Annotated in this window: 20 protein-coding genes; 2 read left to right on the top strand and 18 right to left on the bottom strand. The window is 63.7% G+C overall.

Translation table 11 applies throughout. From position 1 onward, the window contains the following. The first annotated feature begins 73 nt into the window (after positions 1 to 73). On the top strand, positions 74 to 1,045 hold the full coding sequence (locus V1289_RS32335) for an MBL fold metallo-hydrolase (RefSeq protein WP_334402072.1): 972 nt from the start codon (positions 74 to 76) through the stop codon (positions 1,043 to 1,045). Positions 1,046 to 1,233: 188 nt separating this feature from the next. Here V1289_RS32335 and V1289_RS32330 read toward each other — a convergent pair whose 3' ends face one another. From V1289_RS32330 to V1289_RS32285, 10 genes are all read right to left on the bottom strand, one after another. After that, complete coding sequence (locus V1289_RS32330) at positions 1,234 to 2,898, bottom strand: mucoidy inhibitor MuiA family protein (protein ID WP_334402070.1); 1,665 nt, start codon at positions 2,896 to 2,898, stop codon at positions 1,234 to 1,236. A 267-nt stretch (positions 2,899 to 3,165) separates the two neighbouring features. Then, complete coding sequence (gene serA / locus V1289_RS32325) at positions 3,166 to 4,755, bottom strand: phosphoglycerate dehydrogenase (RefSeq protein ID WP_334402069.1); 1,590 nt, start codon at positions 4,753 to 4,755, stop codon at positions 3,166 to 3,168. 150 nt (positions 4,756 to 4,905) lie between these two features. Continuing rightward, positions 4,906 to 6,078: a phosphoserine transaminase gene (locus V1289_RS32320; RefSeq protein ID WP_334402067.1), complete on the bottom strand. Its 1,173-nt coding sequence runs from the start codon at positions 6,076 to 6,078 to the stop codon at positions 4,906 to 4,908. Between the two features lie 267 nt (positions 6,079 to 6,345). Beyond that, complete coding sequence (locus V1289_RS32315) at positions 6,346 to 6,816, bottom strand: GNAT family N-acetyltransferase (RefSeq protein ID WP_334402065.1); 471 nt, start codon at positions 6,814 to 6,816, stop codon at positions 6,346 to 6,348. Between the two features lie 18 nt (positions 6,817 to 6,834). Continuing rightward, on the bottom strand, positions 6,835 to 7,425 hold the full coding sequence (locus V1289_RS32310; protein WP_334402063.1) for a glutathione S-transferase family protein: 591 nt from the start codon (positions 7,423 to 7,425) through the stop codon (positions 6,835 to 6,837). Positions 7,426 to 7,493: 68 nt separating this feature from the next. Continuing rightward, on the bottom strand, positions 7,494 to 8,372 hold the full coding sequence (locus V1289_RS32305; protein WP_334402061.1) for an outer membrane protein: 879 nt from the start codon (positions 8,370 to 8,372) through the stop codon (positions 7,494 to 7,496). A gap of 233 nt (positions 8,373 to 8,605) precedes the next feature. After that, positions 8,606 to 9,460 (bottom strand): outer membrane beta-barrel protein, encoded by an 855-nt coding sequence (locus V1289_RS32300; protein WP_334402059.1) that lies wholly within the window; start codon positions 9,458 to 9,460, stop codon positions 8,606 to 8,608. Between the two features lie 262 nt (positions 9,461 to 9,722). Further along, a complete protein-coding gene (locus V1289_RS32295; RefSeq protein ID WP_334402057.1) occupies positions 9,723 to 10,982 on the bottom strand; it encodes an MFS transporter in 1,260 nt (419 codons plus the stop codon). Positions 10,983 to 11,076: 94 nt separating this feature from the next. Continuing rightward, a complete protein-coding gene (glmM, locus tag V1289_RS32290) occupies positions 11,077 to 12,423 on the bottom strand; it encodes a phosphoglucosamine mutase (RefSeq protein ID WP_334402055.1) in 1,347 nt (448 codons plus the stop codon). A 224-nt stretch (positions 12,424 to 12,647) separates the two neighbouring features. Continuing rightward, complete coding sequence (locus V1289_RS32285) at positions 12,648 to 12,839, bottom strand: hypothetical protein (protein WP_309182661.1); 192 nt, start codon at positions 12,837 to 12,839, stop codon at positions 12,648 to 12,650. 109 nt (positions 12,840 to 12,948) lie between these two features. Between V1289_RS32285 and V1289_RS32280 the strand changes: the two genes are divergently transcribed. Further along, entirely contained in the window at positions 12,949 to 14,085 is a 1,137-nt protein-coding gene (locus V1289_RS32280; RefSeq protein ID WP_334402053.1) for an alpha-hydroxy acid oxidase, read from the top strand. A 168-nt stretch (positions 14,086 to 14,253) separates the two neighbouring features. Here V1289_RS32280 and V1289_RS32275 read toward each other — a convergent pair whose 3' ends face one another. The 8 genes from V1289_RS32275 to V1289_RS32240 form a co-directional block, all read right to left on the bottom strand. After that, on the bottom strand, positions 14,254 to 14,883 hold the full coding sequence (locus V1289_RS32275) for a hypothetical protein (protein ID WP_334402051.1): 630 nt from the start codon (positions 14,881 to 14,883) through the stop codon (positions 14,254 to 14,256). A 162-nt stretch (positions 14,884 to 15,045) separates the two neighbouring features. Next, complete coding sequence (locus V1289_RS32270; protein WP_334402049.1) at positions 15,046 to 15,672, bottom strand: hypothetical protein; 627 nt, start codon at positions 15,670 to 15,672, stop codon at positions 15,046 to 15,048. A gap of 205 nt (positions 15,673 to 15,877) precedes the next feature. Next, positions 15,878 to 16,720 (bottom strand): shikimate dehydrogenase, encoded by an 843-nt coding sequence (locus V1289_RS32265; RefSeq protein ID WP_334402048.1) that lies wholly within the window; start codon positions 16,718 to 16,720, stop codon positions 15,878 to 15,880. Positions 16,721 to 16,757: 37 nt separating this feature from the next. Further along, positions 16,758 to 17,390, bottom strand: coding sequence for a YoaK family protein (locus tag V1289_RS32260; RefSeq protein ID WP_334407765.1), 633 nt, complete (start codon positions 17,388 to 17,390; stop codon positions 16,758 to 16,760). A gap of 105 nt (positions 17,391 to 17,495) precedes the next feature. Then, on the bottom strand, positions 17,496 to 19,544 hold the full coding sequence (locus V1289_RS32255; RefSeq protein ID WP_334402047.1) for an elongation factor G: 2,049 nt from the start codon (positions 19,542 to 19,544) through the stop codon (positions 17,496 to 17,498). Positions 19,545 to 19,802: 258 nt separating this feature from the next. Then, on the bottom strand, positions 19,803 to 20,288 hold the full coding sequence (locus V1289_RS32250) for a DUF992 domain-containing protein (protein ID WP_334402046.1): 486 nt from the start codon (positions 20,286 to 20,288) through the stop codon (positions 19,803 to 19,805). 325 nt (positions 20,289 to 20,613) lie between these two features. Further along, a complete protein-coding gene (locus V1289_RS32245) occupies positions 20,614 to 21,132 on the bottom strand; it encodes a DUF992 domain-containing protein (protein ID WP_334402045.1) in 519 nt (172 codons plus the stop codon). A gap of 211 nt (positions 21,133 to 21,343) precedes the next feature. Further along, positions 21,344 to 22,546: a pyridoxal phosphate-dependent aminotransferase gene (locus V1289_RS32240; protein WP_334402043.1), complete on the bottom strand. Its 1,203-nt coding sequence runs from the start codon at positions 22,544 to 22,546 to the stop codon at positions 21,344 to 21,346. Positions 22,547 to 22,720 lie beyond the last annotated feature (174 nt).

Genomic DNA, 22,720 nt, shown 5'->3' with positions numbered 1-22,720 from the left:
GAGGTCTGGTAATCTGATGGATGAGGGGCGCCGTCCGGGTAGACGGACCCTCGCTGGCAAAAGCGAGGATGTCATGAGATCTTCACGAGAGCTTTTGTTGTCGCGGCGGCGCTTTTGCCTTTGCTGCGTCGGTGGCGCGGCCTACGCCGCCACCGCCGGATGGCTGACGCCCCGCCAGGCATTTGCGGAAGCGCGGGGCCTCGTCAGCCTGATCAAGGACAGCGCCGCGGCATCGCCCATCACCACCTACAAATTGCGAAACAACATCAGCGTACTTGAAGGCTCCGGCGGCAATATCGCCGTCCTCACCGGGCCGGACGGCAAGGTGATGGTCGACGCCGGCATCGGCGTGTCCCGCGCCCGCCTCACCCAGGCACTCGCCGCGCTCGGCGCCGAACCGATCTCACATTTGATCAACACCCATTGGCACTTCGATCATGCCGACGGCAACGAATGGCTGCATTCGGAAGGCGCCAAGATCATCGCGCAAGACAACACCCGCAAACATCTCTCGGAAATTCAGCGGGTCGAGGACTGGGACTATAATTTCCTGCCCGCTGCAAGCGGCGCGATCCCCAGCGAGGTCTTTGCAAAAGATCACAGTCTGAAGCTCAATGGCGCCTCGATCGGCCTCAGATATTACGGGCCTGCGCATACCGACAGCGATATCTCCGTTACGTTTGCCGAGGCCAGCGTCGTTCACGTCGGCGACACCTTCTGGAATGGAATCTATCCGTTCATCGATTATTCGACCGGCGGCAGCATCGACGGCATGATCGCGGCATCCGACGCCAATCTCGCCGCGGTCGCGAACGACACCATCATCATTCCCGGCCATGGACGGCCCGTCAGCAACAAAGGCGAATTGCAGGCGTTTCGCGACATGCTGGTTGCGATCAGGGATAACGTCGCCAGGCTGAAGCAGCAGGGGAGGACACGGGATGAGGCGGTCGCGGCCAAGCCGACAGCCGCATTCGACGCCATATGGGGCCAGTTCGTGATCGATCCCGGCTATTTCACCCGATTGGTCTACGAGGGCGTGTGAGCCCGGACCTCGCCGTCTGCGACTTCACCTGATCGAGAACGCCACCGGCACGCTGAAGGCGACCGCGCAAAGGCGATGACGACCGAGACCATCCGGAAAATATTCGAGGTCGACGTCACGATCGATTTTTGCCGACCGTGGCGTGCCGTTCCTGCTGCCGCAAACGATGCGGCCGGTGGCCGCACCTGTCAGCCGGCCGGGGTCATGATCACGGCCTTGTCCTTGGGCCAGCGCACGCGCCAAGCGAATGCGATATCCCTGACCTCGCCGGGCTTGACCTCGAAAGCCCATTCGAGCACGCCGCGTTTGTCGCGCAGATTGGTCGCGGTCGGCGCCGTCGTCGCCGGCAGCATCTCGACCACGATGTCCTCGTTCTCGCTGGCCGGCAACTGATCCTCGATCGCAATTTTGATCGGGAAGTCATGGCCGTTGCGCACGCTGGTCTTGAACGAACGTTCGTCGGTCTTCGACGTCGTCACGATCAGGCCTGCCGAACCCTCGTTGCGCCTGACGACGGAGCGTTCGATCTTGACCTTGTCGTCGGCGCCGAAGCCGAGCCGCACCATCTCGTCCTTGCCGGCACCCGCCATCTGGCCGCGGCCGACGAATACGCCGTCGCGATAGATCGCGACCCGGCCCGGCAGCAGCGGCGCGTCCTCGCCTTGCTTGAAACTTGCCTCGAGAAACGCGGTGGGATCCGTGACCGGCACCGCGCGGACCGCTAGTTCGGGCGCAATGGTCGCGGTCGACACAAGCAGGCTCTTGGCGCCCTCGCTGGCGCCGACGCTGACGCGGCCCGAAATTTTGAACATCACCTGGAAGCCGCCGACTTCAGCCACCGCCTGCTGCTCGTCGGCTCGTTTCCCGCCTTGCTCGGGCGCCGCCGACTCCGGCATCGGCGCCGGCATCGCGCGAAGTTTTGCATCCGAGAGCGAGCTCACCGCACCCATCGGCCGCGGCGGTTGCGGATATTGCACGATCAGCGAATTCAGCTCGGGCGCGCTGCCGCCGCGTGCGGTCCGGACGGTGGAAACGGCGAGCGCGACATTCGACCAGTCCTCGCCGGTGCTCTGGGTGATTTCGGCGCGCCGCACCAGTTCGAGCGCGGGCTTGCGGTCCTTCGCGCCGGTGTCGAGCCTTGCGTCGTACAGCGGCGCCCAGCGCGCGTTGCGCACGGTGTAGGTCACCCGCAGCGTCGCCCTGGTCGCGGCAGCAGTCGCAAGATCGATCCGGACCTCGAGCTTGCGCGGCGGCTTCTGCGCGCGATCGGATTCCAGCCGCGCGATGTCGCGGTCGATGTCGCGCTGCTTGCGCTCGGCGTCGCGGATCGCGCTGTCCGCGCTTGCGACTTCGTCGGCGACCGCGGCAAAAGCCGCGCGCCATTCGGCGATCGGACGCGCCTCGCCCTTCTCGCCGAGCCCGGCCGGCGAGGTTTCAGCAAATCGCTCGGCAAACTTGCGGCGCGCGGTGGCGGCATTGATCGCACCATCGAGATTGGCGCGCTCGTCCTTCAACGCTTCGATGCGCTTGTCGAGTTCCGGCAGATTGACCGGCGGCGCCGCGCGCGGCGGCCTGGTGTCGATGGCGCCGATCGTGAGCTTTGCACCCGCCTCGCCCTCGACCCGCAGCGAGGACGGATCCAGCGTCAGTGGGAAATCTTTTGCGACCAGCGTGTTGTCGCCGGAGGGGAGATCGAGCGTGATGAGCCGTGTGACGCTGGCGCCATCGGGATAGACCGTGACGGCATCGACCGCCGAGCTGGCGTCGACATCGGCCGCCCGCGCCGGCACCGTGGCCAAGGCGGCCACAACGACCAGACTGGTCGTGACAAGACTGTTCGCAATCGTTCGCATCAATTCCCTCCCGCAAATCTCTGGCCGCCCCGGTGGCACCGGACGCGTAAAAGTCGCACCACCGCCTGTGATGAGACGCTGCGATCAAGGAACTGGTTCGATTGAGGTAACCGTAAGGCGCCGCCAAGGCAGCGCGGGGGCGGCCGCGGCGCGGAATGACGCGGTCGAGAAAACCGTCGGGGCGCGAAGTATCTCACCCTCCCCTGGAGGAGAGGGTGAATTCGCCGCGGCTTAAAACACCAGCCGCGCCTCAAAACACCAGCGGCTCTAGAATACTAAAGCCTTGGCCTGCTTGACCTGCGGCAGTCCCTGCACCTTGGCAAGCACGTCAGCGGGTACCGCGCCGTCGACTTCGACCAACGCGATGGCGTCACCGCCCTGCTTGTGCCGGCCGAGATGGAAGGTCGCGATGTTGATCTTGGCATCGCCGAGCAGGCTCGCGAACGCGCCGATGAATCCCGGTTTGTCCTCATTGGTGACATAGATCATCGACTTGCCGAACTCGGCATCGACCCGGATGCCCTTGATGTCGACCAGCCGCGGCTTGCCGTCGTGATAGACGGTGCCGGACACCGCCCGTTCCTGCCGCTCGGTGGTGACGGCGACCGTGATCAGGCTTTCATAGTCGCTCTGCGCGGCGCGGACGATCTCGTCCACCACCATGCCGCGCTCCTTGGCCACCACCGGCGCCGAGACCACGTTGACCTCGCCCAGCATCGGCCGCAGCAGGCCCGACAGTACCGCCGAGGTGATCGCCTTGATCTTCATCTCGGCGACATGGCCCTCATAGGTGATCTGGACTTTCAGGATTCCGGTTTCGGTGAGCTGGCCGGCGAACGAGCCGAGCTTTTCGGCCAGTGCAATGAACGGCTTCAGCTTCGGCGCCTCTTCCGCGGTGATCGAGGGGAAGTTCACCGCGTTGGAGATCGCGCCGGTCAGGAGATAGTCGGACATCTGCTCGGCGACCTGAAGTGCGACGTTCTCCTGCGCTTCGGTGGTGGCAGCGCCGAGATGCGGCGTGCAGATCACGTTGGGATGGCCGAACAGCACGTTCTTGGTCGCCGGCTCCTCGACGAACACGTCGAAGGCAGCGCCGGCGACATGCTTCGAGTTCAGCGCATCGACCAGCGCCTGCTCGTCGACCAGTCCGCCGCGGGCGCAGTTGACGATGCGCACGCCCTGCTTCATTTTCGCCAGCGCCGCGGCGTCGATGATGTTTTTGGTCTTCTCGGTCAGCGGCGTGTGCAGCGTGATGAAATCGGCGCGCTTGAGCAGATCGTCGAGTTCGACCTTCTCCACGCCGATGTCCTTGGCGCGTTCCGGCGACAGGAACGGATCGAACGCGATCACCTTCATGCGCAGGCCGAGCGCACGGTCGGCGACGATCGAGCCGATATTGCCGCAGCCGACCACGCCGAGCGTCTTGGCGGTAATCTCGACGCCCATGAAGCGGTTCTTCTCCCATTTGCCGGCTTGCGTCGAGGCGTCGGCCTGCGGAATTTCGCGCGCCAAGGCCAGCATCAGGGTGATGGCATGTTCGGCGGTCGTGATCGAATTGCCGAACGGCGTGTTCATCACGATGATGCCCCTGGCGGTGGCGGCCGGAATCTCGACATTGTCGACGCCGATGCCGGCGCGGCCGATCACCTTCAGCTTCTTCGCCTTTTCCAGGATTTTCGCGGTCGCCTTGGTGGCGGAGCGGATCGCCAGCCCGTCATAATCGCCGATGATCTCGGCGAGCTTGTCCTTGTCCTTGCCGAGATTGGGCTGGAAGTCGACCTCGATGCCGCGATCCTTGAAGATCTGCACGGCGGCGGGCGAAAGCGCGTCGGAAATGAGAACTTTGGGTTTGGACATTGGTGTTGATCCGTTGCTGGACGATGCATTTGCTGTCGTCACCCGCGGGCGAAAGTGCGAAGCACGTCTTCGCACTAGAGACCCGCGGGTCCATCTTTTGGATGGATGGCCGGGTCAAGCCGGGCCATGACGATGATGGGATGACGCTACTTACGCCGCCTTTGCGAGCGACGACTTCATCTCGGCAAAAGCCCAGTCGATCCACTGCGTCAGCAGCGCGACGTCGTTGGCTTCCACGGTGGCGCCGCACCAGATCCGCAAGCCCGCCGGTGCATCGCGGTAATGCGCGAAATCGTAACCGGCGCCTTCCTTCTCCACGAGCGCGACCAGCTTCTTGGAGAAATCCGCCTGCGCGTCGGCGGAGAGCGACGTGATCGCGGGATCGGTCACCTTCATACACACCGAGGTGTTGGACCGGATCGCCGGATCCTTCGCCAGGAAATCGATCCACGGCGTCTTCGCCTTCCAGTCGGCCAGCACCTTGGTGTTGGCGTCGGCGCGCGCGATCAGCGCCTTGAGGCCGCCGACCGATTTCGCCCAGTTCAGCGCATCGAGATAGTCTTCGACGCACAGCATCGACGGCGTGTTGATGGTCTCGCCTTCGAAAATGCCTTCGTTGAGCTTGCCGGCCTTGGTCATGCGGAAAATTTTTGGCAGCGGCCAGGCCGGCTTGTAGCTCTCGAGCCGCGCCACCGCGCGGGGCGACAGCACCAGCATGCCGTGCGCGGCTTCGCCGCCCAGCGCCTTCTGCCAGGAGAAGGTGATGACATCGAGTTTTTGCCAGTCGAGGGCTTGCGCGAACGCGGCGGAAGTCGCGTCGCAAATGGTGAGGCCCTCGCGGTCGGACTTGATCCAGTCCGCGTTCGGCACACGCACGCCCGAAGTGGTGCCGTTCCAGGTGAAGACGACGTCGGACGCCTGATCGACCTTGCTGAGATCGGGAATCTCGCCATAGCCGGCATGCAGCTTGGTGACGTCCTTGAGCTTCAGTTCCTTGACGATATCGCTGACCCAGCCCTCGCCGAAGGATTCCCAGGCGATGGTGGTGACGGGCCGCGCGCCGAGCAGCGACCACAGCGCCATCTCGACCGCGCCGGTATCGGAGGCCGGCACGATGCCTATTCTGTAATCGGCGGGCACTTCAAGCACTTCGCGCGTCAGTTCGATCGCGAGCTTGAGCTTCGCTTTACCGATCTTCGCGCGATGCGAACGGCCAAGGGCTGCGTCTTTGAGATTTTCGGGGTTCCAGCCAGGGCGCTTGGCACAGGGGCCGGAGGAGAAATGCGGCACATTGGGCCGCGAAGCGGGCTTCGCTACAGTCATAATCTATCCTTCCAGATAGTAAGCCTCCCCGTTGGGGGGAGGTGTCCCGCCGCGGTGCATAAGGGAAACGACTGGAGTCGTCAAGGAGCTTCGGAGGTATCCGGTACGCCCCGGAAATCAGTGTGATCTCTGGGGATCGGACATGACCCGGGGATCACAACGGGTTGATGCGGCGCCGCTGACCTGCGGCACCGACCGCGCTAGAGAGCGAGAACTACCTCAAGGATTTGCCGAAGCCGCCGCGCAACTTTGCGCGCGGACAAAGCTTCAGAATCTCAAGGTCATGCCGACATGGCTCCGCCCGAATCCGAGCCGCTCGTAAAACCGTTGCGCATCGACGCGCGTCTGGTGGGTGAGCAGTTCGACCAGCTTGCAGCCTTTGGCGCGCGCCTCGGCGACGGCCCATTGCACCAGCTGTTCGCCGATGCCGCGGCTGCGGCAACGACTGGCGACGCGAACGTCCTCGATCAGCGCGCGCGAGGCGCCCTGCGAGCTCAGTCCCGGCAGGATGCAGAGCTGCAGGCAGCCGACGACGGCCCCCTCGCCGTCCACGGCGACCATGAGCTGGAGGTTCGGATCGCGCTCGACCTGCTCGAACGCCTTGAAATAGCAATCCGGCAGCGGATCTTCGAGCCGCTCCCGCGCGCTGCCGAGCGGATCGTCCGCCAGCATTTTGATGATGATGCCGACGTCATCGCGGCGGGCGCGGCGGATGGTGACCTGCGAGATCGGTGCCATGAAATTTTCCGGTAAGATTCAGCGGGCGGGCGGCAGCCCGAGCGATTTCTCGGTCTCGCCGATCCAGCGGCGCACCGCGGCATAGCCGTCGAGATGAAAGCCGCCTTCATGCGCCACGCGCGTATAGGCCAGCAGCGAAATGTCGGCGAGCGAAATCGCGTTTCCGACCAGGAACGGCGTGATGGCGAGCTGGTGCTCCATCCGCGCCAGCGCCGCGTAGCCGCGCTTGACCTTGTCCGGATCGAGATCGGAGGCCGGCTGGCCGAGATAGAGCATCTGGAAACGGCAGACGGCGATATAGGGCTCATGGCTGTATTGTTCCCAGAACAGCCACTCGTCCATCCTGGCCTGCGCGAAGTCATCGGCGGGAATGAGATCGCTGCCGCGCGCGAGATATCGAATGATAGCGTTGGACTGCGCCAGCGTGCGGCCGTCCTCGAAATCGACGGTCGGCACCTGCCCCGCGCTGTTGAGCTTGAGAAACTCGGCGGTGCGCGTCTCGCGCTTAAGCGTGTCGACGGCAATCCAGCTATAGGGCAGCGCGAGCTTGTCGCAGACCCATTTCACCTTCAGGCAATTGCCCGAATTGGTATCGCCGTAGATTTTCATCGATCGCACGCTCCCGGGCGGGAGCGGCATCGGACCAGCGGTGCGGATGCCTGTCAAGGCGCGGAGGGCTAGAACTTGTACCCGACGCCAAAGCGCAGATTATTCGTGCTGAACGAGATGTCCTTGACCGAGACGAAGCGGACATACTCCCACTCCCCGCGCAGGAACACGCTATCCCACAGGCAGTATTCCAATCCGAGGCCGGCGGTCCAGCCCGCCACGAAACTGTTGTTTCGCACGTCGGATTGGGTTTTCGTGGAGGAGCCCAGAAAGTCCGTGTGGTGCGTGGTGGTGTTCGTAAAGATCGGATTTCCAAAACCGTCCAGCCCGACGAACGTTTGCGTCGTGGTGTCGTAGTCATCGAATTTGTTGTAGGAAACCGTGGCCGACCGCGACGCCTGCACGCGCCCGACGGCCAAACCGCCGAACATGTAGGGAAGGAAGTCACCGGCGGCCCAACCCGCTCGCCCTCGAAACGTCACGACGTCCTTGATCTGCAACGCCGCGCTTCCTGAGAGGGTGGTGTCATACGTGTGGGTATGACCCGCCGGAGGGTTTTCGCCGGCCGGATCGACAATCAGGCGACGGAGGGAATCGGTGGACGAGCTCGAGAGATTATTCATGTAGTTGTAGTTGGCCTCGACGCCCAACACGACATCGCTGAACTGATAGTTGCGGCCCACGAAAGCGCCGAAGCCGTTCGCCTGGGCGTGGTTCTTGGAGAGCGAAACCCATTGCGAGACCGGGTCCTGCAACACGCTGTTGCGCAGCATAAAGTTCGTCAGTGATTTCGGAGCATGACTGAAATCCATATCGGCGGAGGTATAGTCAATCTGACCGCCGACGTACCAGCCATCCCAGTTGTGCCGGGAACTGCTCAGCCCGTCGGTCAATCCCCCGCGAAGAATGGGCAGGTCGGGAAAATCGGCCGCATGCGCACCGGTCACCGCTCCGCACATCCCAACCGCCAACAGAAACCTACGCATCGCAACACTCCCATCGACACACTGGACTTGGCGCCGATCATCGCTCGTTAACCTTAACCAATGGTTGTCGCAGGCAACGATTGCCGCGATGTGATCGGAAAACTGCGACGCACCGGCCGCAAAAGCGAAACGGCGCGGGAAAATCCCCGCGCCGTCTGCAATCGTTAACCGATCAAGGGTGGAATTAACCCTTGTTAGCCCTTGCGCACCAGCGGCGGCGCGTACACAGGCGCGCTCTCGAAATTCCAGCGCACCCCGAGCTTCACGTCATGCGACGTGACGTCCTTGATGGTGAACGGACTGCCGTTCACGACCGTGACGCCGTCGAAGGAATTCGTCGGGCCGGTTTTGAAATCACCCAGGTTCATGTACCGATAAGCGAGTTCGATGGTCACGTTGCGTGTGACCTGGTAGCCGAGGCCTGCATGCAACGCCCATGCAAAATTCCATTTCGACGAGTCGGCGGCGTAGGTCGTTGACGGCGAAGTACCCAGCCCGGTGAACAAGCTAACGCCATCGTCGCGGAAGCCGCTGATAGAGTTGCGCGACGCGCCAACGCCGGCACCGATAAAGGGCGTCACGCACCACCACGTGCCGAGATCGACATAGGCGTTGGCCATGACGACCCACTCCGATTTGCTTGCCGTGTAGTTGTCGGCCACGCTGAAACCGGCAAACGCCGCATTCAAGGGAAGGTTTTGGGAGCCGTGGAAATTGGCCTTGCCGCGATATTCGCCGGTGATGTCGCCCCGGAACCAATTGTTGAACCTGTAACCGACGCCGAGGCCAAACATCGTCGAACTGTCCCAGCCGAACCCATGATCCTGGAGCGCGCCGGGGAAGCTGGCGTTGACCGCATCGATGCTCGCGCTGTGCAGACTCTTGAATTGCTGGTTGGTCATCCCGATATCGCCGCGCAGATACCAACCGCCGAAGTCTTCAACGACCGGCGGTGCATAAGGAACTGCGATCGGCATGTCGGCTGCGAACGCGACCGACGACAACAGGGATGCCGCGCCAGCGGCAATGAGGAACTTAACGCTACGCATTGGCTTCGTCCTTTTGGCCGGTGAGGCAGACAAAGCCTCACATCGAAAAACCCACGGCCGGACGATGGCACTAAATGTTTAAGCGGCACTTAACCCTAATTTTTAAGGTTGATAATCCGTGAGGATTTTTTCGCGCGATGCGTTTGCGCCGCGGAATTGATGCATTTTGCAGCACGCAAAATGCCGAAACCGCCATACATCCTAACGATGTGTTGATAAAATATAGCCCGTAACGAAGGAGAGCCCGCGCCGGCGCGCGGGCTTAACGCAGGGATTTGGGCATCTTCGGCAGGAACACCGCGAGCAGCCCGAGCGCCGGCAGGAAGGCGCAGATCTGATAGACGAAGGCGATGCCGGTGTGGTCGGCGAGCTTGCCGAGCACCGCCGCACCCAGTCCGCCGATACCGAAGGCGACGCCGAAGAACACCCCGGAGATCATGCCGAAGCGGTGCGGCATCAGTTCCTGCGCGAACACGATGATCGATGACGTCGCCGACGACAGGATCAGGCCGATGAACACGGTGAGCACCGCGCCGGTGAACAAGCCTGCATAGGGCAGCGCCAGCGTGAACGGCAGCGCGCCGAGGATCGAGAACCAGATGACGTATTTGCGGCCGAACCGGTCGCCGAGCGGGCCGCCGAAGAACGCGCCCGCCGCGTTGGCGGCGAGGAAGACGAACAGATAGAGCTGGGCGGCCTGGGTCGAGACGCCGAACTTGTCGATCAGATAGAAGATGTAATAGCTCGACAGGCTCGACACGTAGAGCTGCTTGGAGAACAGCAGCGCGACCAGCACGACGAGCGCGGTTCTGACCCGCCGCTGGTCCGGCGCGTCCGGATGCCGCTCGACCGTCGCAAGCTTCCGGGTCGCGATCTGCGGCCGGTACCAGACGCCGATCCGCCACAGGATGACGATCGCCAGGAACGCAATCGATGAAAACCAGGCGATCGAGGGCTGGCCGAACGGCACCACGATCAATGCCGCCAGCACCGGCCCCATCGAGGTGCCGAAGCTGCCGCCGAGCTGGAACACCGATTGCGCGAAACCATAGCGCCCGCCCGAAGCAAGGCGGGCGATCCGCGCCGACTCCGGATGGAACACCGCCGACCCCAGCCCGACCAACGCCGCCGCGATCAGGATGACGCCGTAGGCGTGCGCGACGCTCAGCAGCAGCAGGCCGAAAAACGTGAAGCCCATGCCGATGGCGAGCGAAAACGGCTGCGCCTTCTTGTCGGTGAAATGCCCGACCAGCGGCTGCAGCAGCGATGCCGTGAACTGGAACGCCAGCGTGATCAAGCCGATCTGCGCGAAGTCCAGCGCGTAATTGTCCTTCAGGATCGGATAGACCGACGCGATCAGCGACTGCATGGTGTCGTTGAGGAAATGCGAAAAACTGATTCCCGCCAGCACGACATAGGCCGGCTCCGCCGCGGCCGCCTTGACGGCGAAGCCGGGCGTCGCGTCCGGCATCAGCACCGGCGCGACCGGTGCCTGCTCGGAGACGACGACGGGCTTGTTCACGGCAAAATTCCCGGAAAGATTCGACAGCGGTGCATATTTCCTACGCCGCAGGCGCGGCTGCGACCAGCACCATTAGCCGATGGCAGCGATGCGCTCAGGCCGCCGCGGCCTGGCCGAGCGCCGAGACGATGTGGTCGACCACTTCCTCGACCAGGATGCGGTCGTCGCCCTCACCCATCACGCGGATCACGGGCTCGGTGCCGGACGAGCGGACCAGGAGCCGGCCATGGCCGTTGAGCCGATTTTCGCCGTCGACAATCGCCGACTTCACTTCGGCATCGTCAAGCGGCTTGCCGCTGCGGTAGCGTACGTTCTTCAGAATCTGCGGCAATGGATCGAAGCGATGACAGACCTCCGATACCGGGCGCCGGAGTTTTTGCACCACCGCAAGCACCTGCAGCGCGGCCACGAAGCCATCGCCGGTGGTGGCGTAGTCCGACAAAATAATGTGACCCGACGGTTCGCCGCCGAGATTGTAGCCGCCGCTCAACATCTGCTCGAGCACATAGCGGTCGCCGACCGGCGTGCGCACCATCTCGATGCCGTGCCCTTGCAGGAAACGCTCAAGCCCGAGATTCGACATCACGGTGGAGACAACCCCCGGCCGCGAGAGCCGGCCGTCTTCCTTCCAGCTTTGCGCGATCACCGCGAGCAACTGGTCGCCATCGACCACATGCCCGCGCTCATCGACGAGGATGACGCGATCGGCGTCGCCGTCGAGCGCGATGCCGATGTCGGCGCGCATCTCGCGCACCTTGCGGCTCAGCGCCTCCGGCGAGGTCGATCCGCATTCCTTGTTGATGTTGAATCCATCCGGCTCGACCCCGATGGCGACGACATCCGCGCCGAGCTCCCACAGCGCTTCCGGCACCACCTTGTAGGCCGCGCCGTGCGCGCAATCGATCACCACGCGCAGGCCGTCGAGGCTGATGTCGCGCGGCAGCGTGCGCTTGGCGAATTCGATGTAGCGGTCGTGGACGCCGTCGATCCGGCGGGCGCGCCCGAGACTCGCGCTTTGCGACAGGCGGCGGTCGATCGGCTCGTCGAGCAGCTGCTCGATCTGCCGCTCGACGTCGTCGGACAATTTAAAGCCCTGCGGACCGAACAGCTTGATGCCGTTGTCCTCGAACAGATTGTGGGAGGCGGAAATCATCACGCCGAGATCGGCGCGCATCGACTTGGTCAGCATCGCAACCGCCGGCGTCGGCATCGGGCCGAGCAGCAGCACGTCCATGCCGACCGAGGTGAAGCCGGCAACCATCGCGTATTCGATCATGTAGCCGGAGAGGCGCGTATCCTTGCCTATCACGACACGATGGCGATGGTCGCCGCGTTGAAACACCAGCCCTGCCGCCTGCCCCACCTTGAGCGCGAGCTCCGGCGTGATCAGCCCATTGGCACGGCCCCGAATCCCGTCGGTACCGAAATATTTGCGGCTCATGTATCCCCCAAGCTTCAAGACTTCCCAAGCCGTCCCGGCAAGAAGCCTCGAACGCCCACCATCATAGCGTGCAGAGGCCTTATAGTCCCTCAGGCGCTAAAATGACTTCAAAAAATATGATGAATCATTACCGCCTGATAATGGCAAGGTTTGCACCTAACGCATTGTAAAATAAGGAAAACCCGCGCTGCGGCGAGCCGTCGCGGGCATCTACCCCTCAAGTACTACCCCCTGCGCTTGACGTGATGGTCGCCCTTCGACGGCGGCGGCTGGGTGACATTGACAGGGTCCGAGCCCGGAAAAGTCTCCTCCAGCCCCTCCTCCAGGGCGTCGTCCAGCTGGCGCTTTTCGGCGTCCTTTTCAGTTTCCTTTCGGGCTCCCTTGGCGGCTTTGGAAACGGAAATTGGTCCGGTCATTGGATGTCCTCCCGGCTTGCATGGCTACGCAAGGCGCGCGATTTGGCTCGTGGACCAACCATGCTAGATGACAAGCCAGTGAAGAAATACAAGAAGGGCCGGGACGTCCATGAAGCATATTACCTGCATTGAGGATCTGCGGCAGCTGCACAAGCGCCGCGTGCCGAAGGCATTCTTCGATTATGCGGATCGCGGCTCCTATACCGAAGACACGCTGCGCGCCAACCACGACGATCTCCAGCAGATCAAGTTCCGCCAGCGCATCCTGGTCGACGTCTCGAAGCGCGATCTGTCGACCACGATCCTCGGCGAACCTTCGAAAATGCCACTGATCCTGGCGCCGGTCGGGCTACTCGGCATGCAGCATGGCGATGGCGAGATTCACGCCTGCCGCGCCGCGCAGGCCGCCGGCATTCCGTTCACCCAGAGCACGATGTCGATCTGTTCGATCGAGGATATCGCGGCCTCCGTCGACAAGCCATTCTGGTTCCAGCTTTACGTGATGAAGGACCGCGGCTTCATCAAATCCCTGATCGAGCGCGCGATCGCCGCCAAATGCAGCGCGCTGGTGTTGACCGTCGACCTGCAGGTGATCGGGCAGCGGCACCAGGACATCAAGAACGGCATGACGGTGCCGCCGGAATGGTCGCTGTCGAAGCTGCTCGACTTCGCAAGCAAACCCTCATGGGTCGCCGGCGTGCTGCGCGGCAAGCGCCGCAGCTTCGGCAACATCGTCGGCCATGTCAAAGGCACCGAGGATCTCACCAAACTGTCGGAATGGACCGCGTCGCAGTTCGACACTTCGCTGAACTGGAAGGATATCGACTGGATCCGCAGCATCTGGCCGGGCAAGCTGATCCTGAAGGGCATTCTGGACGTGGAGGATGCCGAGATCGCAGCCAAGACCGGCGCGCAGGCGCTGGTGGTTTCCAACCATGGCGGCCGCCAGCTCGACGGCGCGCCGTCGTCGATCGAGGCGCTGCCTGAAATCGTCGACGCGGTCGGCTCCAAGATCGAGATCATGTTCGACGGCGGCATCCGCACCGGCATGGACGTGATGCGCGCGCTGGCGCTCGGCGCGAAGTCCTGCATGATCGGCCGCGCCTATGCCTACGGGCTCGGCGCCGCCGGCGAGGCCGGCGTCGCCAAGGCGATCGACCTGCTCGCCAAAGAACTCACCACGACCATGGGCCTGTGCGGCGTCAACACCATCGCCGAGATCGACGATCGGGTGATTGCGGTTTGATTTCTATCGTCGTCCCGGCTTACTTCCCCTTCTCCCCTTGTGGGAGAAGGTGGCGCGGATGCAGTCCGCGCCGGATGAGGGGTCTCTATCCGCGGAGACAGACCCCTCACCCGTCGCCTCACTTCGTGAGGCGCCACCCTCTCCCACAAGGGGAGAGGGTAAGAAAGATCACATCGGCGGCGTGATCCCGTCGCGGCCGACATTGACGCGGTTGGCTTCGAGCACGCCGTCGTCCTTCTTCACCGCGCCGAAGATGATGATCTTGGCGCCGGGCTTTATCTCGGACTTGTCGCCGGCGACGAAGGTGACGACCGGCGTGTCCGGCGGCACCACGACTTTCTTCTCGCCGTCCTTGTACTTGACCAGGATGTTCTGACCGTCGGTGCCCTTGACCGTCTGGGCGACGGTGGCGTTGGTCATGGTGCTGCCCGGGCGCTGATCCCAGGGCCGGAAGCCTTCGGCGGCGCCGCGCTGATTCTCGGGGAAGATATGAACAGCGACCGCCTTCTGGGTGCCGTCGGGCTCCGGCATCGCGGTGACGCCGATATAGGAACCCTCCTTGATTTCCGACAGCGCGGTCTTGGCGACGCCGAACACCGCGACATTGTCGGTCATGCGGACCTTCATGTCGGTGCCTTCGCGCGACTTGATTGACAGCATGGCGCCATCGACGGCCTCGATGGTGCCGCGAATGCGAACCGGCGGCGGTTGTTGCGCCCAGGCCGCCGTTCCCAACAGAACAGCAGATATCAGCGACGCCGCGAGCACGCGCGGCAGCAGCGAAGAAATCGTCGGCATGGTGTTCCTCCCAAGGCGGTTTCAGCGATCCATCCCCCGCAAACACCGGGAGCGAGTACCTATTCCCGTGCGGCTCTCGTCATTCCGGGATGGTCCGAAGGACCAGACCCGGAATCTCGATCCGGGCTCGTGCTAGCGCACGCCCCGGAATGACACATTGCGTCACATCGGCGGCGTCAGCCCGTCGCGGCCGACGCTGACGCGGTTGGTCTCGAACGAGCCGTCCGGCAGCTTTTTCATGAACGCGATCACCTTGGCGCCGGCCTTGAGGTCGGATTTGTCGGCGGCGACATAGGTCACAACCGGCGTTTCCGCGGACACCAGGACTTTCTTCTCGCCGTCCTTGTATTTGATCAACAGCGTGTGACCGTCATTGCCGACCACGGACTGATCCACCGTCGCATTGGTCATGGTGCTGTTGGGACGCAGATCGTAGGGCCGCGAGCCCTCGCCGGTGCCGCGCATGGCTTCCGGGAACACATGCACCTCGACCGCGTTCTGGCTGCCGTCCGGTCCGGGCACAGTGGTGGTGCCGATGAAGGAGCCGACCTTGATATCGGACAGCGAAATTTTAGTGATCCCCACCACCTGCACGTCGCTGGTCATGTGCAGCTTGACGTCCTCGCCGCTGCGCGACTTGACCGACAGCACGTCGCCGTCGACGCCTTCGATGGTGCCGCGAACCCGCGACGGCGTCGGCGGCTGCTGGGCGATCGCATAAAGCGTCGAGGCGGCGACCATTGCGACGGCGACGAGCGGGCGAATGAGGGTGGAACGATGGGAAGGCATACGATTCTCCGGGGGCGGGGCACGGGGCACATTGACCTAACACTGGACCCCAGCATCGCAATGATATTCCCGCTCAAAAGAGCGCGATCAGCAAGAACGAGAACCGGTTTTGCGTCGAATCGCGCGGCACTTACCAATTAAGAGAAGGCGCGATCTACCAATTAAGAGAAGGCGTGATCGTTTCACCGCTTCACACACCGGCGGATCACGCGTGCGTGAGATCAGCCTCGATCAGCGCACGAAGTTCTGATGTGACCTGCGGCCGCTGCCCGAACCACAATTCGAACCCGCGCACCGCCTGGTGCAGCAGCATGCCGAGCCCGTCGGCGGTCCTCAATCCCCGCGCCCGCGATGCTGCCAGCAACGGCGTTTCCAGCGGCACATAGACGAGATCGGCGACGACGGCTTCCGCCGGCAGCAGGCCGACATTCAATTCGAGCGCGGGCTGGCCGTGCATCCCGAGCGAAGTCGTATTGACCAAAAGCCCCGCGCGCGGCAGCAAATCGCCGATCGCTTCCCATGCGACGGGCAGGACGCGCGCGCCGAATTGATCCGCCAGCGCCCCGGCGCGCTCCATGGTCCGATTGGCCAGATGCACGCGCTGGATGCCGCGTTCGATCAGCCCGAACACGACCGCGCGCGACGCGCCGCCGGCGCCCAGCACCAGCGCGTCCGTCGCCTTGTCCCAGCCCGGCGCGCCGGCGTCGAGATTGTTGATAAAGCCTTCGACGTCGGTGTTGGTCGAACACAATTCGCCGTCCTGGAACCACAGCGTATTGGCGGCGCCGACGGCGCGGGCGCGCGCGTCCGGCTTGGAGAGCGCCAGCGCCCGCTCCTTGTGCGGAATGGTGACGTTGGCGCCGACAAAGCCGCGGAGCGAAAGCCGAAAGACAAAATCCCCGAACTCGTCGGGCGGGACGGCTTCGATGACGTAGCCGCCCTCGATGCCGAGCGTGCGCAGCCAGTAATGATGGATCAGCGGCGAGCGCGAATGCGCCGCCGGCCAGCCGATCAGACACGCGGCGCGGGGTCTTGTTCCTGATGTCATGGCTGTCCAATCGGGCAAGCGGCGTTCGCTGTCAATGCTATCGCGCCGTCGCGGCGACGATCCCGCTCAGCGCCAGCGCGATGGCGGCGGCAAACCAGATCGCGGCGAGATTGATCCAGTGATAGGCGAGCGCGCCGCACAGAGCCCCCGTCACCAGCGCCGCCCACAGTAACAGGTTCGGCGCCCAGGCCCAGCGCGCGCCGCCGGTCAGCGCCGCCGCTACCAGCTGGCCGACCTTGACCAGCGCGCCGGTCACATAAGTGAGGCCGAGCCCGGCGCCGCCATCGATCTGGAACACCGCGTTCTCAAGCCCCATCGCCAGCACGATCGCGGCAACGGCGACATTCGGCAGACCGAACGTGTAGGCGAACGCGGCGACAGCAAGCAACGACGCCTCCGCCAGCAGCACCAAGGGCTGGCGATGGGCGCCGCGGCCGAGCACGATCAGGCTGCCGGCGGCAGCGCCGATCACGAACAGCGCGATCAGCCCGAGCGCCACGGCCGCGTTCTGCCAGTGCCCTTCCGCCAGGCTGACGCCCATCCGCGTCGAGTTGCCGCTCATGAAGGAAACGTACAGCCCGCCGAGATGCAGGAAGCCGATGGCATCGACGTAGCCGGCCACCGCACTCAGTGCACAGGCGAGCGCGACGTTGCGGCGGGAATCAAGCACGATGGTCTTGCGCACCAATCGTCGTGCGCAAGCTAGCGTTGGCTTTGGCCGTCTGTATTGCCAATGATCATGCCCCCGCTTCCAGGGTCATGATCTCTGCAACATTTACGCCGCAACCCGGTGCGCGGCGATGATCTGGTCGGCGGCGCGGCCGGTGACTTCCGCCATGCGGTCGAAAGCCCGCGTAAAGCCGCCGGCGCCGGCGGTGGCCGAGCGCAACTCCACGATCAGATCGCCGATCTCCGCCTCCGGCATGGTGGCGCGGACGCAATCCCATCCGGGCCAGCCCTCGCGGGTATCGAAGCCGAGGATCTGGCCGCGCCGTGCCGACAGAATGGCGTTGATCTTCGCGGTGGCATCGGTCGGACAGACGATCTCAACCTGGTGGATCGGCTCCAGCAGCACCGGCTGGCACTGCGGCAGCGCCTCGCTCATGCCGATCCGTGCCGCGGTGCGGAACGCGAGATCGGAGGAGTCGACGCTGTGGTAGGAGCCGTCGGTCAAGGTGACGTGAAGGTCGATGACGGGGAAACCGAGCGGCCCGCGCGCGAGACCGTCGACCACGCCCTCTTCGACCGCGCCGATATAGTTGCGCGGCACCGCGCCGCCGACCACCTTTTCGTGGAATTCGAAACCGGTGCCGCGCGGCATCGGCTTGATCTCCAGCACCACGTCGCCGAACTGGCCATGGCCGCCGGACTGCTTCTTGTGCCGGCCGCGCTGGGTGATCGCCTTGCGGATCGTCTCCTGATAGCCGATCGCGGGCGGTTGCGATTTGACGTTGACGCCGAAGCGGTCCTTGAGGCGCTCCAGCGCGACGCGCAGATGCATCTCGCCCTGCCCCCACAGCACGATGTCGTGGGTGCGCGGGTTCTGGATCATGGTCAGCGACGGATCCTCCTCGTTCAGCCGCTGCAGGGCCTGGCCGAGCTTGACGTCGTCCTTGCGATCGGTCGCCGAAAGCGAAATCGCCAGCACCGGCGCTGTCGGTTCGAGCGTCACCAGCGCTGGCGGTGCGGTCTTGCCGCTCGACAGCGTGTCGCCGGTCTTGACGCCATCGAGCTTGCCGAGCGCAACGGTTTCGCCGGCCTCCGCCGCGGCGCGTTTGGTATCGTGCGCGCCGTTGACCGCCAGGATACCCGATACCCGCCCGGCTTCGCCCGACGAGGATTGCAGAGTCGCGCCGTCATCGAGATGGCCGGCGAGGAGCCGCGTCAGCGACAGCTTGCCGCCGTGCTGCAGGTGCACGGTCTTGAGCACATAGGCCAGCGCATCCTTTTGCGAGGCGGCGCCGAGGCGCTTTGCGGTCTCGGCAATGCCGGGCGCTTCATGCCGCAGCGCCTTCATCAGCCGCAGCACGCCGTTCTCGCGGGAGGCGGCGCCGAGCAGCACCGGACAGATCAGCCCCTCGCGCAATTCGCGGGCGAGATCGTCGAACACCGCGTCGCGCGGCGGCTGGATGTCTTCGAGCAATTGCTCCATCAGCGCGTCGTCGTGATCGGCGAGCTTCTCCAGCATCGAGAACCGCGCTTCCTTTTCGCGGTCGAGATTGCCGCCTTCGAGGTCGACGACCTCGGAAGGCTTGTGTTCGCGGTAGACAAAGGCGCGCTCCAGCGCGAGATCGACAAAGCCTTCGATCAATTCGCCGTTCCAGATCGGAATTTGGCGCAGCACCAGCGGCACGCGCGACGCCGGCTGCAGGGTCGCGAGCGTCTCGCGGATGCGCTTGTTGGCGCGATCGATCTTGTTCAGGAACAGAAAGCGGGGAATACCGAGATCCTCGAGCTCGCGCAAAATGATCTGCAGTTGCGGCAGCTTCTTTTCATCGGCCTCGCAGACCACGACCGCGGCATCGACCGCGGGGATCGCGGCGCGCATGTCATGCGCGAACTCGATCGAACCGGGACAATCGATAAAGGTATAGCTGTCGCCCATGAAACTCGTGGTGGCGGCGGTGAGGCCGGTGCCCATCTTGTGGTGGCGTGCCTCGGGGCTGGCATCGCCGACGGAAGTTCCGGCATCGACGCTGCCGGCATTACGAATGGCGCCCGTCCGCGCCAAAATTGCTTCTAACAGTGTGGTTTTACCGCTCTGGAAAGGGCCCACCAGCGCAATGCACCGTGGACCTCGGGGACTTCTGACGTCCTGTCCCATTGCCGCCTCCTCATCTGGAGCTCGGCCCTTGATTGGGTCGGCGCACTGATGCTCCGCCCGTCCCGGCGATTTGGCAAGGGAGAAAAATTCGCTGCGGTGCATCGTGAGGCAGGGGCGCCGGCACCACGGCGTCATTGCGAGGAGCCTTAGCGACGACTTGTCCGCCGTAGCTCAGCGAGCGAAGGCGGAAGCAATCCACACTTTCCAAGTGGATGGATTGCTTCGCTTACGCTCGCAATGACGGGGAGAGTTAGGAAGTTACCGTCCCGGCCTAAGTTCCAGGCTTTCCAGCCCGGCAGCGACGTTGACGCCGACCTGGCCCTGCAAGCTGAGCGGCTGCAGCGCGATCGAATTGTTGGAACCGCCGACCAGTACATTGCCGCCGACGCCGACGCCGAGCGTCGCGCTGCCCTGTGCGCCCGCATAATCACCGGTGAGGTCGCCCGGCCCGAGCCGGGCCGCCGGCGCAAACACGCCCCAGGCCAGCGCCGATTCCTGGGTGATGCCGAGATCGAGACCGACCTTGCGGATGGTCGCGATGTAGCGATCATCCGGCACGCCATCGACGCGCAGCACACAACCGAGATTGGTCACGGAACCGACGACGAAACCGACGCTTGCGCCGCCGCGGCACTCCAGAACGCCGACCTGCACCCGTTGCATCGGCGCTTGCGCGTTGGCTCCGGCGATGGATGCGGCCAGCATGGTCAAAGCGGTACTGGCGAGGAGGATGAAGCGACGCATGAGGAATCTCCGGCTGAAAAGCTGTGATGCGAGCAAGAGAACGAAAACGGCGCCGTGCCCGCGGCGCTGCCTGTTCTATGCCACAACGGAAGCCGCGGTGCCAGATTTTGGTCGCTTCGTCATTCTCCGATGCGCAATTGCGCATCGTAGATGGTCCCAACGGGTCCGCGCGCCGCGCGGCCCGATGACAGGCTCCGGACCAGACCTCAGATGCGCAATTGCGCATCGTGGTTCGCGCCAATGCGCGCCCCGGAATGACGGCACTCTTGAAGCAAATAAAAAAGAGGCCCGCTTCCGCGGGCCTCTTTCGCTGCGTTATATTTCTTCAGCCGCGATGGTGATGCCGGTGATGATAGTGCCGGCGGCCGCCGCCGAACTGAACCGGCTGCAGCTCGAGGCCGGCGACACCGGCGGCGACGTTCAGCCCGGTCTGCCCCTGCACGCTGATCGGCTGCAGCGCGTAGGCATTGGCCGGACCGCCGACCAGGAAATTGCCGCCGCCGCCGATGCCGACCGAGGCGTTGGCGCCGACGCCGCCATAATTGCCGGCGAGATCGCCGCGCGCGAGCCTGGAGTTCGTCGCATTCACCGCCCAGGTGAATTGGGTCTGCTCGGTGACGCCGAGATCGAGGCCGATCCGGCGCACGGTGGCGATATAGGGTTCGGGACGGCGGCCTTCGCTCTGGAACACGCATTCGAGGCTGGTGACCGAGCCGACGACGAAGCCGACATTCTGGCCGCCCTGGCATTGCAGGATGCCGGCGCGCACCGGCGGCATCGCGTGGGCGCTGGCGATCGATGCCGCGAGGGCCGCGATGGCGATACTGAGTGTCGAGAGTCGCATTGGTAGTCTCCGCTTGATGAACTGAATTAGCGGAGCGGACAGGAAGGAAGCGCCGTGTCCAAAACAAGGCGCTTCCAAAAAGATGCCTTCAAAACATCAGGGTTCGACGTGTGATGTGATTTGACACGCCTTTTTTCTGACGCGATTTCTTGGCGCGAACCGGAACCCATCCCGCTATCCAGGTGCGGGACAGGCTTCGCTTGAAAGCGCTCTATCTCAAATTGCCACAAAACCGCTGGATGCGCTTGCAGGCGTCTTCGAGATCGGAGGTTTTCGTCGCATAGGAAATCCGGAACGCCGGTCCCAGACCGAACGCGGAACCCTGCACTACGGCGACGCCTTCGTTCTCCAGGAGCTCGGTGACGAAATCCTCGTCATTGGCGAGCACCTTGCCGGACGGCGAGGTCTTGCCGATGGTGCCGGCGCAGGACGGATAGACGTAGAACGCGCCTTCGGGCCGCGGGCACTCGATCCCCTTGGCCTGGTTGAGCATCGACACCACGAGGTCGCGGCGTTCGTTGAACACCTTGTTGTGCACGGGGATGAAGTCCTGCGGACCGTTGAGCGCTTCGACCGAGGCCCATTGCGCGATCGACGACGGGTTCGATGTCGATTGCGACTGGATCGTCGCCATCGCCTTGATCAGTTCCGCCGGGCCGCCGGCATAGCCGATGCGCCAGCCGGTCATGCAATAGGCTTTCGAGACGCCGTTCACCGTCAGGGTGCGGTCGTACAGTTTCGGCTCGATCTGCGCCGGCGTCGTGAACACGAAGTGGTCATAGACCAGATGCTCGTACATATCGTCGGTCATCACCCAGACATGCGGATATTTCACCAGCACGTCGGTGATCGCCTTCAGCTCGGCACGCGTATAGGCCGCGCCGGTCGGGTTCGACGGCGAACATAGAATGATCCACTTGGTCTTCGGCGTGATCGCCTTTTCCAGATCCGCGGGGTTGAGCTTGAAGCCGTGCGCCGCCGTGCAGACGACCGGCACGGTTTCACCGCCGGCGAGCGCCACCATTTCCGGGTAGCTCACCCAATAGGGCGCGGGAATGATGACCTCGTCGCCCGGATTGATGGTCGCCATCAGCGCATTGTAGAGCACCTGCTTGCCGCCGGTGCCGACGATGATCTGGTTCGGCTTGTAGGTCAGTCCGTTCTCGCGCTGGAATTTGCCGATGATGGCTTCCTTCAGCTCGGGGATGCCGCCGACATCGGTGTACTTGGTCTTGCCGGCCTCGATCGCACGGATCGCCGCCAGCTTGATGTTGCCGGGGGTGTCGAAATCCGGTTCGCCGGCGCCAAGGCCGATGACGTTGCGTCCCGCCGCTTTCAGCGCGCGTGCTTTATCCGTGACCGCGATCGTCGCGGACGGCTTCACACGGTCGAGCGCAGCGGACAGGAAGGGCATCATCATCTCCTGGCAAACGTCGTGAACACGGAAATTCACGACTCTATTTGGATGGGATCGGTGCACCCTAAGGCGCTGGACGCTGCATCGCAAGAAGCTTGGCCCGAAACATCAAAACTTTAGAGATCCATCAATGCCGGCCGCCGGATTTGCGCAACATTCGGAAAAATTCCG

The sequence above is a fragment of the Bradyrhizobium sp. AZCC 2289 genome, from assembly GCF_036924615.1.
In the GTDB taxonomy this organism is placed as follows: Bacteria; Pseudomonadota; Alphaproteobacteria; order Rhizobiales; family Xanthobacteraceae; genus Bradyrhizobium.
The sequence above is the reverse complement of the archived record's forward strand: the minus strand, read 5'-3'. Positions and strand labels throughout refer to the sequence as shown.

What these genes read in the sequence shown, in the direction of transcription:
- V1289_RS32335 (WP_334402072.1), top strand. Translation starts at nt 74, where the DNA reads ATGAGATCTTCACGAGAGCTTTTGTTGTCGCGGCGGCGCTTTTGCCTT.
- V1289_RS32330 (WP_334402070.1), bottom strand. Translation starts at nt 2,898, where the DNA reads ATGCGAACGATTGCGAACAGTCTTGTCACGACCAGTCTGGTCGTTGTG.
- serA (WP_334402069.1), bottom strand. Translation starts at nt 4,755, where the DNA reads ATGTCCAAACCCAAAGTTCTCATTTCCGACGCGCTTTCGCCCGCCGCC.
- V1289_RS32320 (WP_334402067.1), bottom strand. Translation starts at nt 6,078, where the DNA reads ATGACTGTAGCGAAGCCCGCTTCGCGGCCCAATGTGCCGCATTTCTCC.
- V1289_RS32315 (WP_334402065.1), bottom strand. Translation starts at nt 6,816, where the DNA reads ATGGCACCGATCTCGCAGGTCACCATCCGCCGCGCCCGCCGCGATGAC.
- V1289_RS32310 (WP_334402063.1), bottom strand. Translation starts at nt 7,425, where the DNA reads ATGAAAATCTACGGCGATACCAATTCGGGCAATTGCCTGAAGGTGAAA.
- V1289_RS32300 (WP_334402059.1), bottom strand. Translation starts at nt 9,460, where the DNA reads ATGCGTAGCGTTAAGTTCCTCATTGCCGCTGGCGCGGCATCCCTGTTG.
- glmM (WP_334402055.1), bottom strand. Translation starts at nt 12,423, where the DNA reads ATGAGCCGCAAATATTTCGGTACCGACGGGATTCGGGGCCGTGCCAAT.
- V1289_RS32285 (WP_309182661.1), bottom strand. Translation starts at nt 12,839, where the DNA reads ATGACCGGACCAATTTCCGTTTCCAAAGCCGCCAAGGGAGCCCGAAAG.
- V1289_RS32280 (WP_334402053.1), top strand. Translation starts at nt 12,949, where the DNA reads ATGAAGCATATTACCTGCATTGAGGATCTGCGGCAGCTGCACAAGCGC.
- V1289_RS32275 (WP_334402051.1), bottom strand. Translation starts at nt 14,883, where the DNA reads ATGCCGACGATTTCTTCGCTGCTGCCGCGCGTGCTCGCGGCGTCGCTG.
- V1289_RS32270 (WP_334402049.1), bottom strand. Translation starts at nt 15,672, where the DNA reads ATGCCTTCCCATCGTTCCACCCTCATTCGCCCGCTCGTCGCCGTCGCA.
- V1289_RS32265 (WP_334402048.1), bottom strand. Translation starts at nt 16,720, where the DNA reads ATGACATCAGGAACAAGACCCCGCGCCGCGTGTCTGATCGGCTGGCCG.
- V1289_RS32255 (WP_334402047.1), bottom strand. Translation starts at nt 19,544, where the DNA reads ATGGGACAGGACGTCAGAAGTCCCCGAGGTCCACGGTGCATTGCGCTG.
- V1289_RS32250 (WP_334402046.1), bottom strand. Translation starts at nt 20,288, where the DNA reads ATGCGTCGCTTCATCCTCCTCGCCAGTACCGCTTTGACCATGCTGGCC.
- V1289_RS32245 (WP_334402045.1), bottom strand. Translation starts at nt 21,132, where the DNA reads ATGCGACTCTCGACACTCAGTATCGCCATCGCGGCCCTCGCGGCATCG.
- V1289_RS32240 (WP_334402043.1), bottom strand. Translation starts at nt 22,546, where the DNA reads ATGCCCTTCCTGTCCGCTGCGCTCGACCGTGTGAAGCCGTCCGCGACG.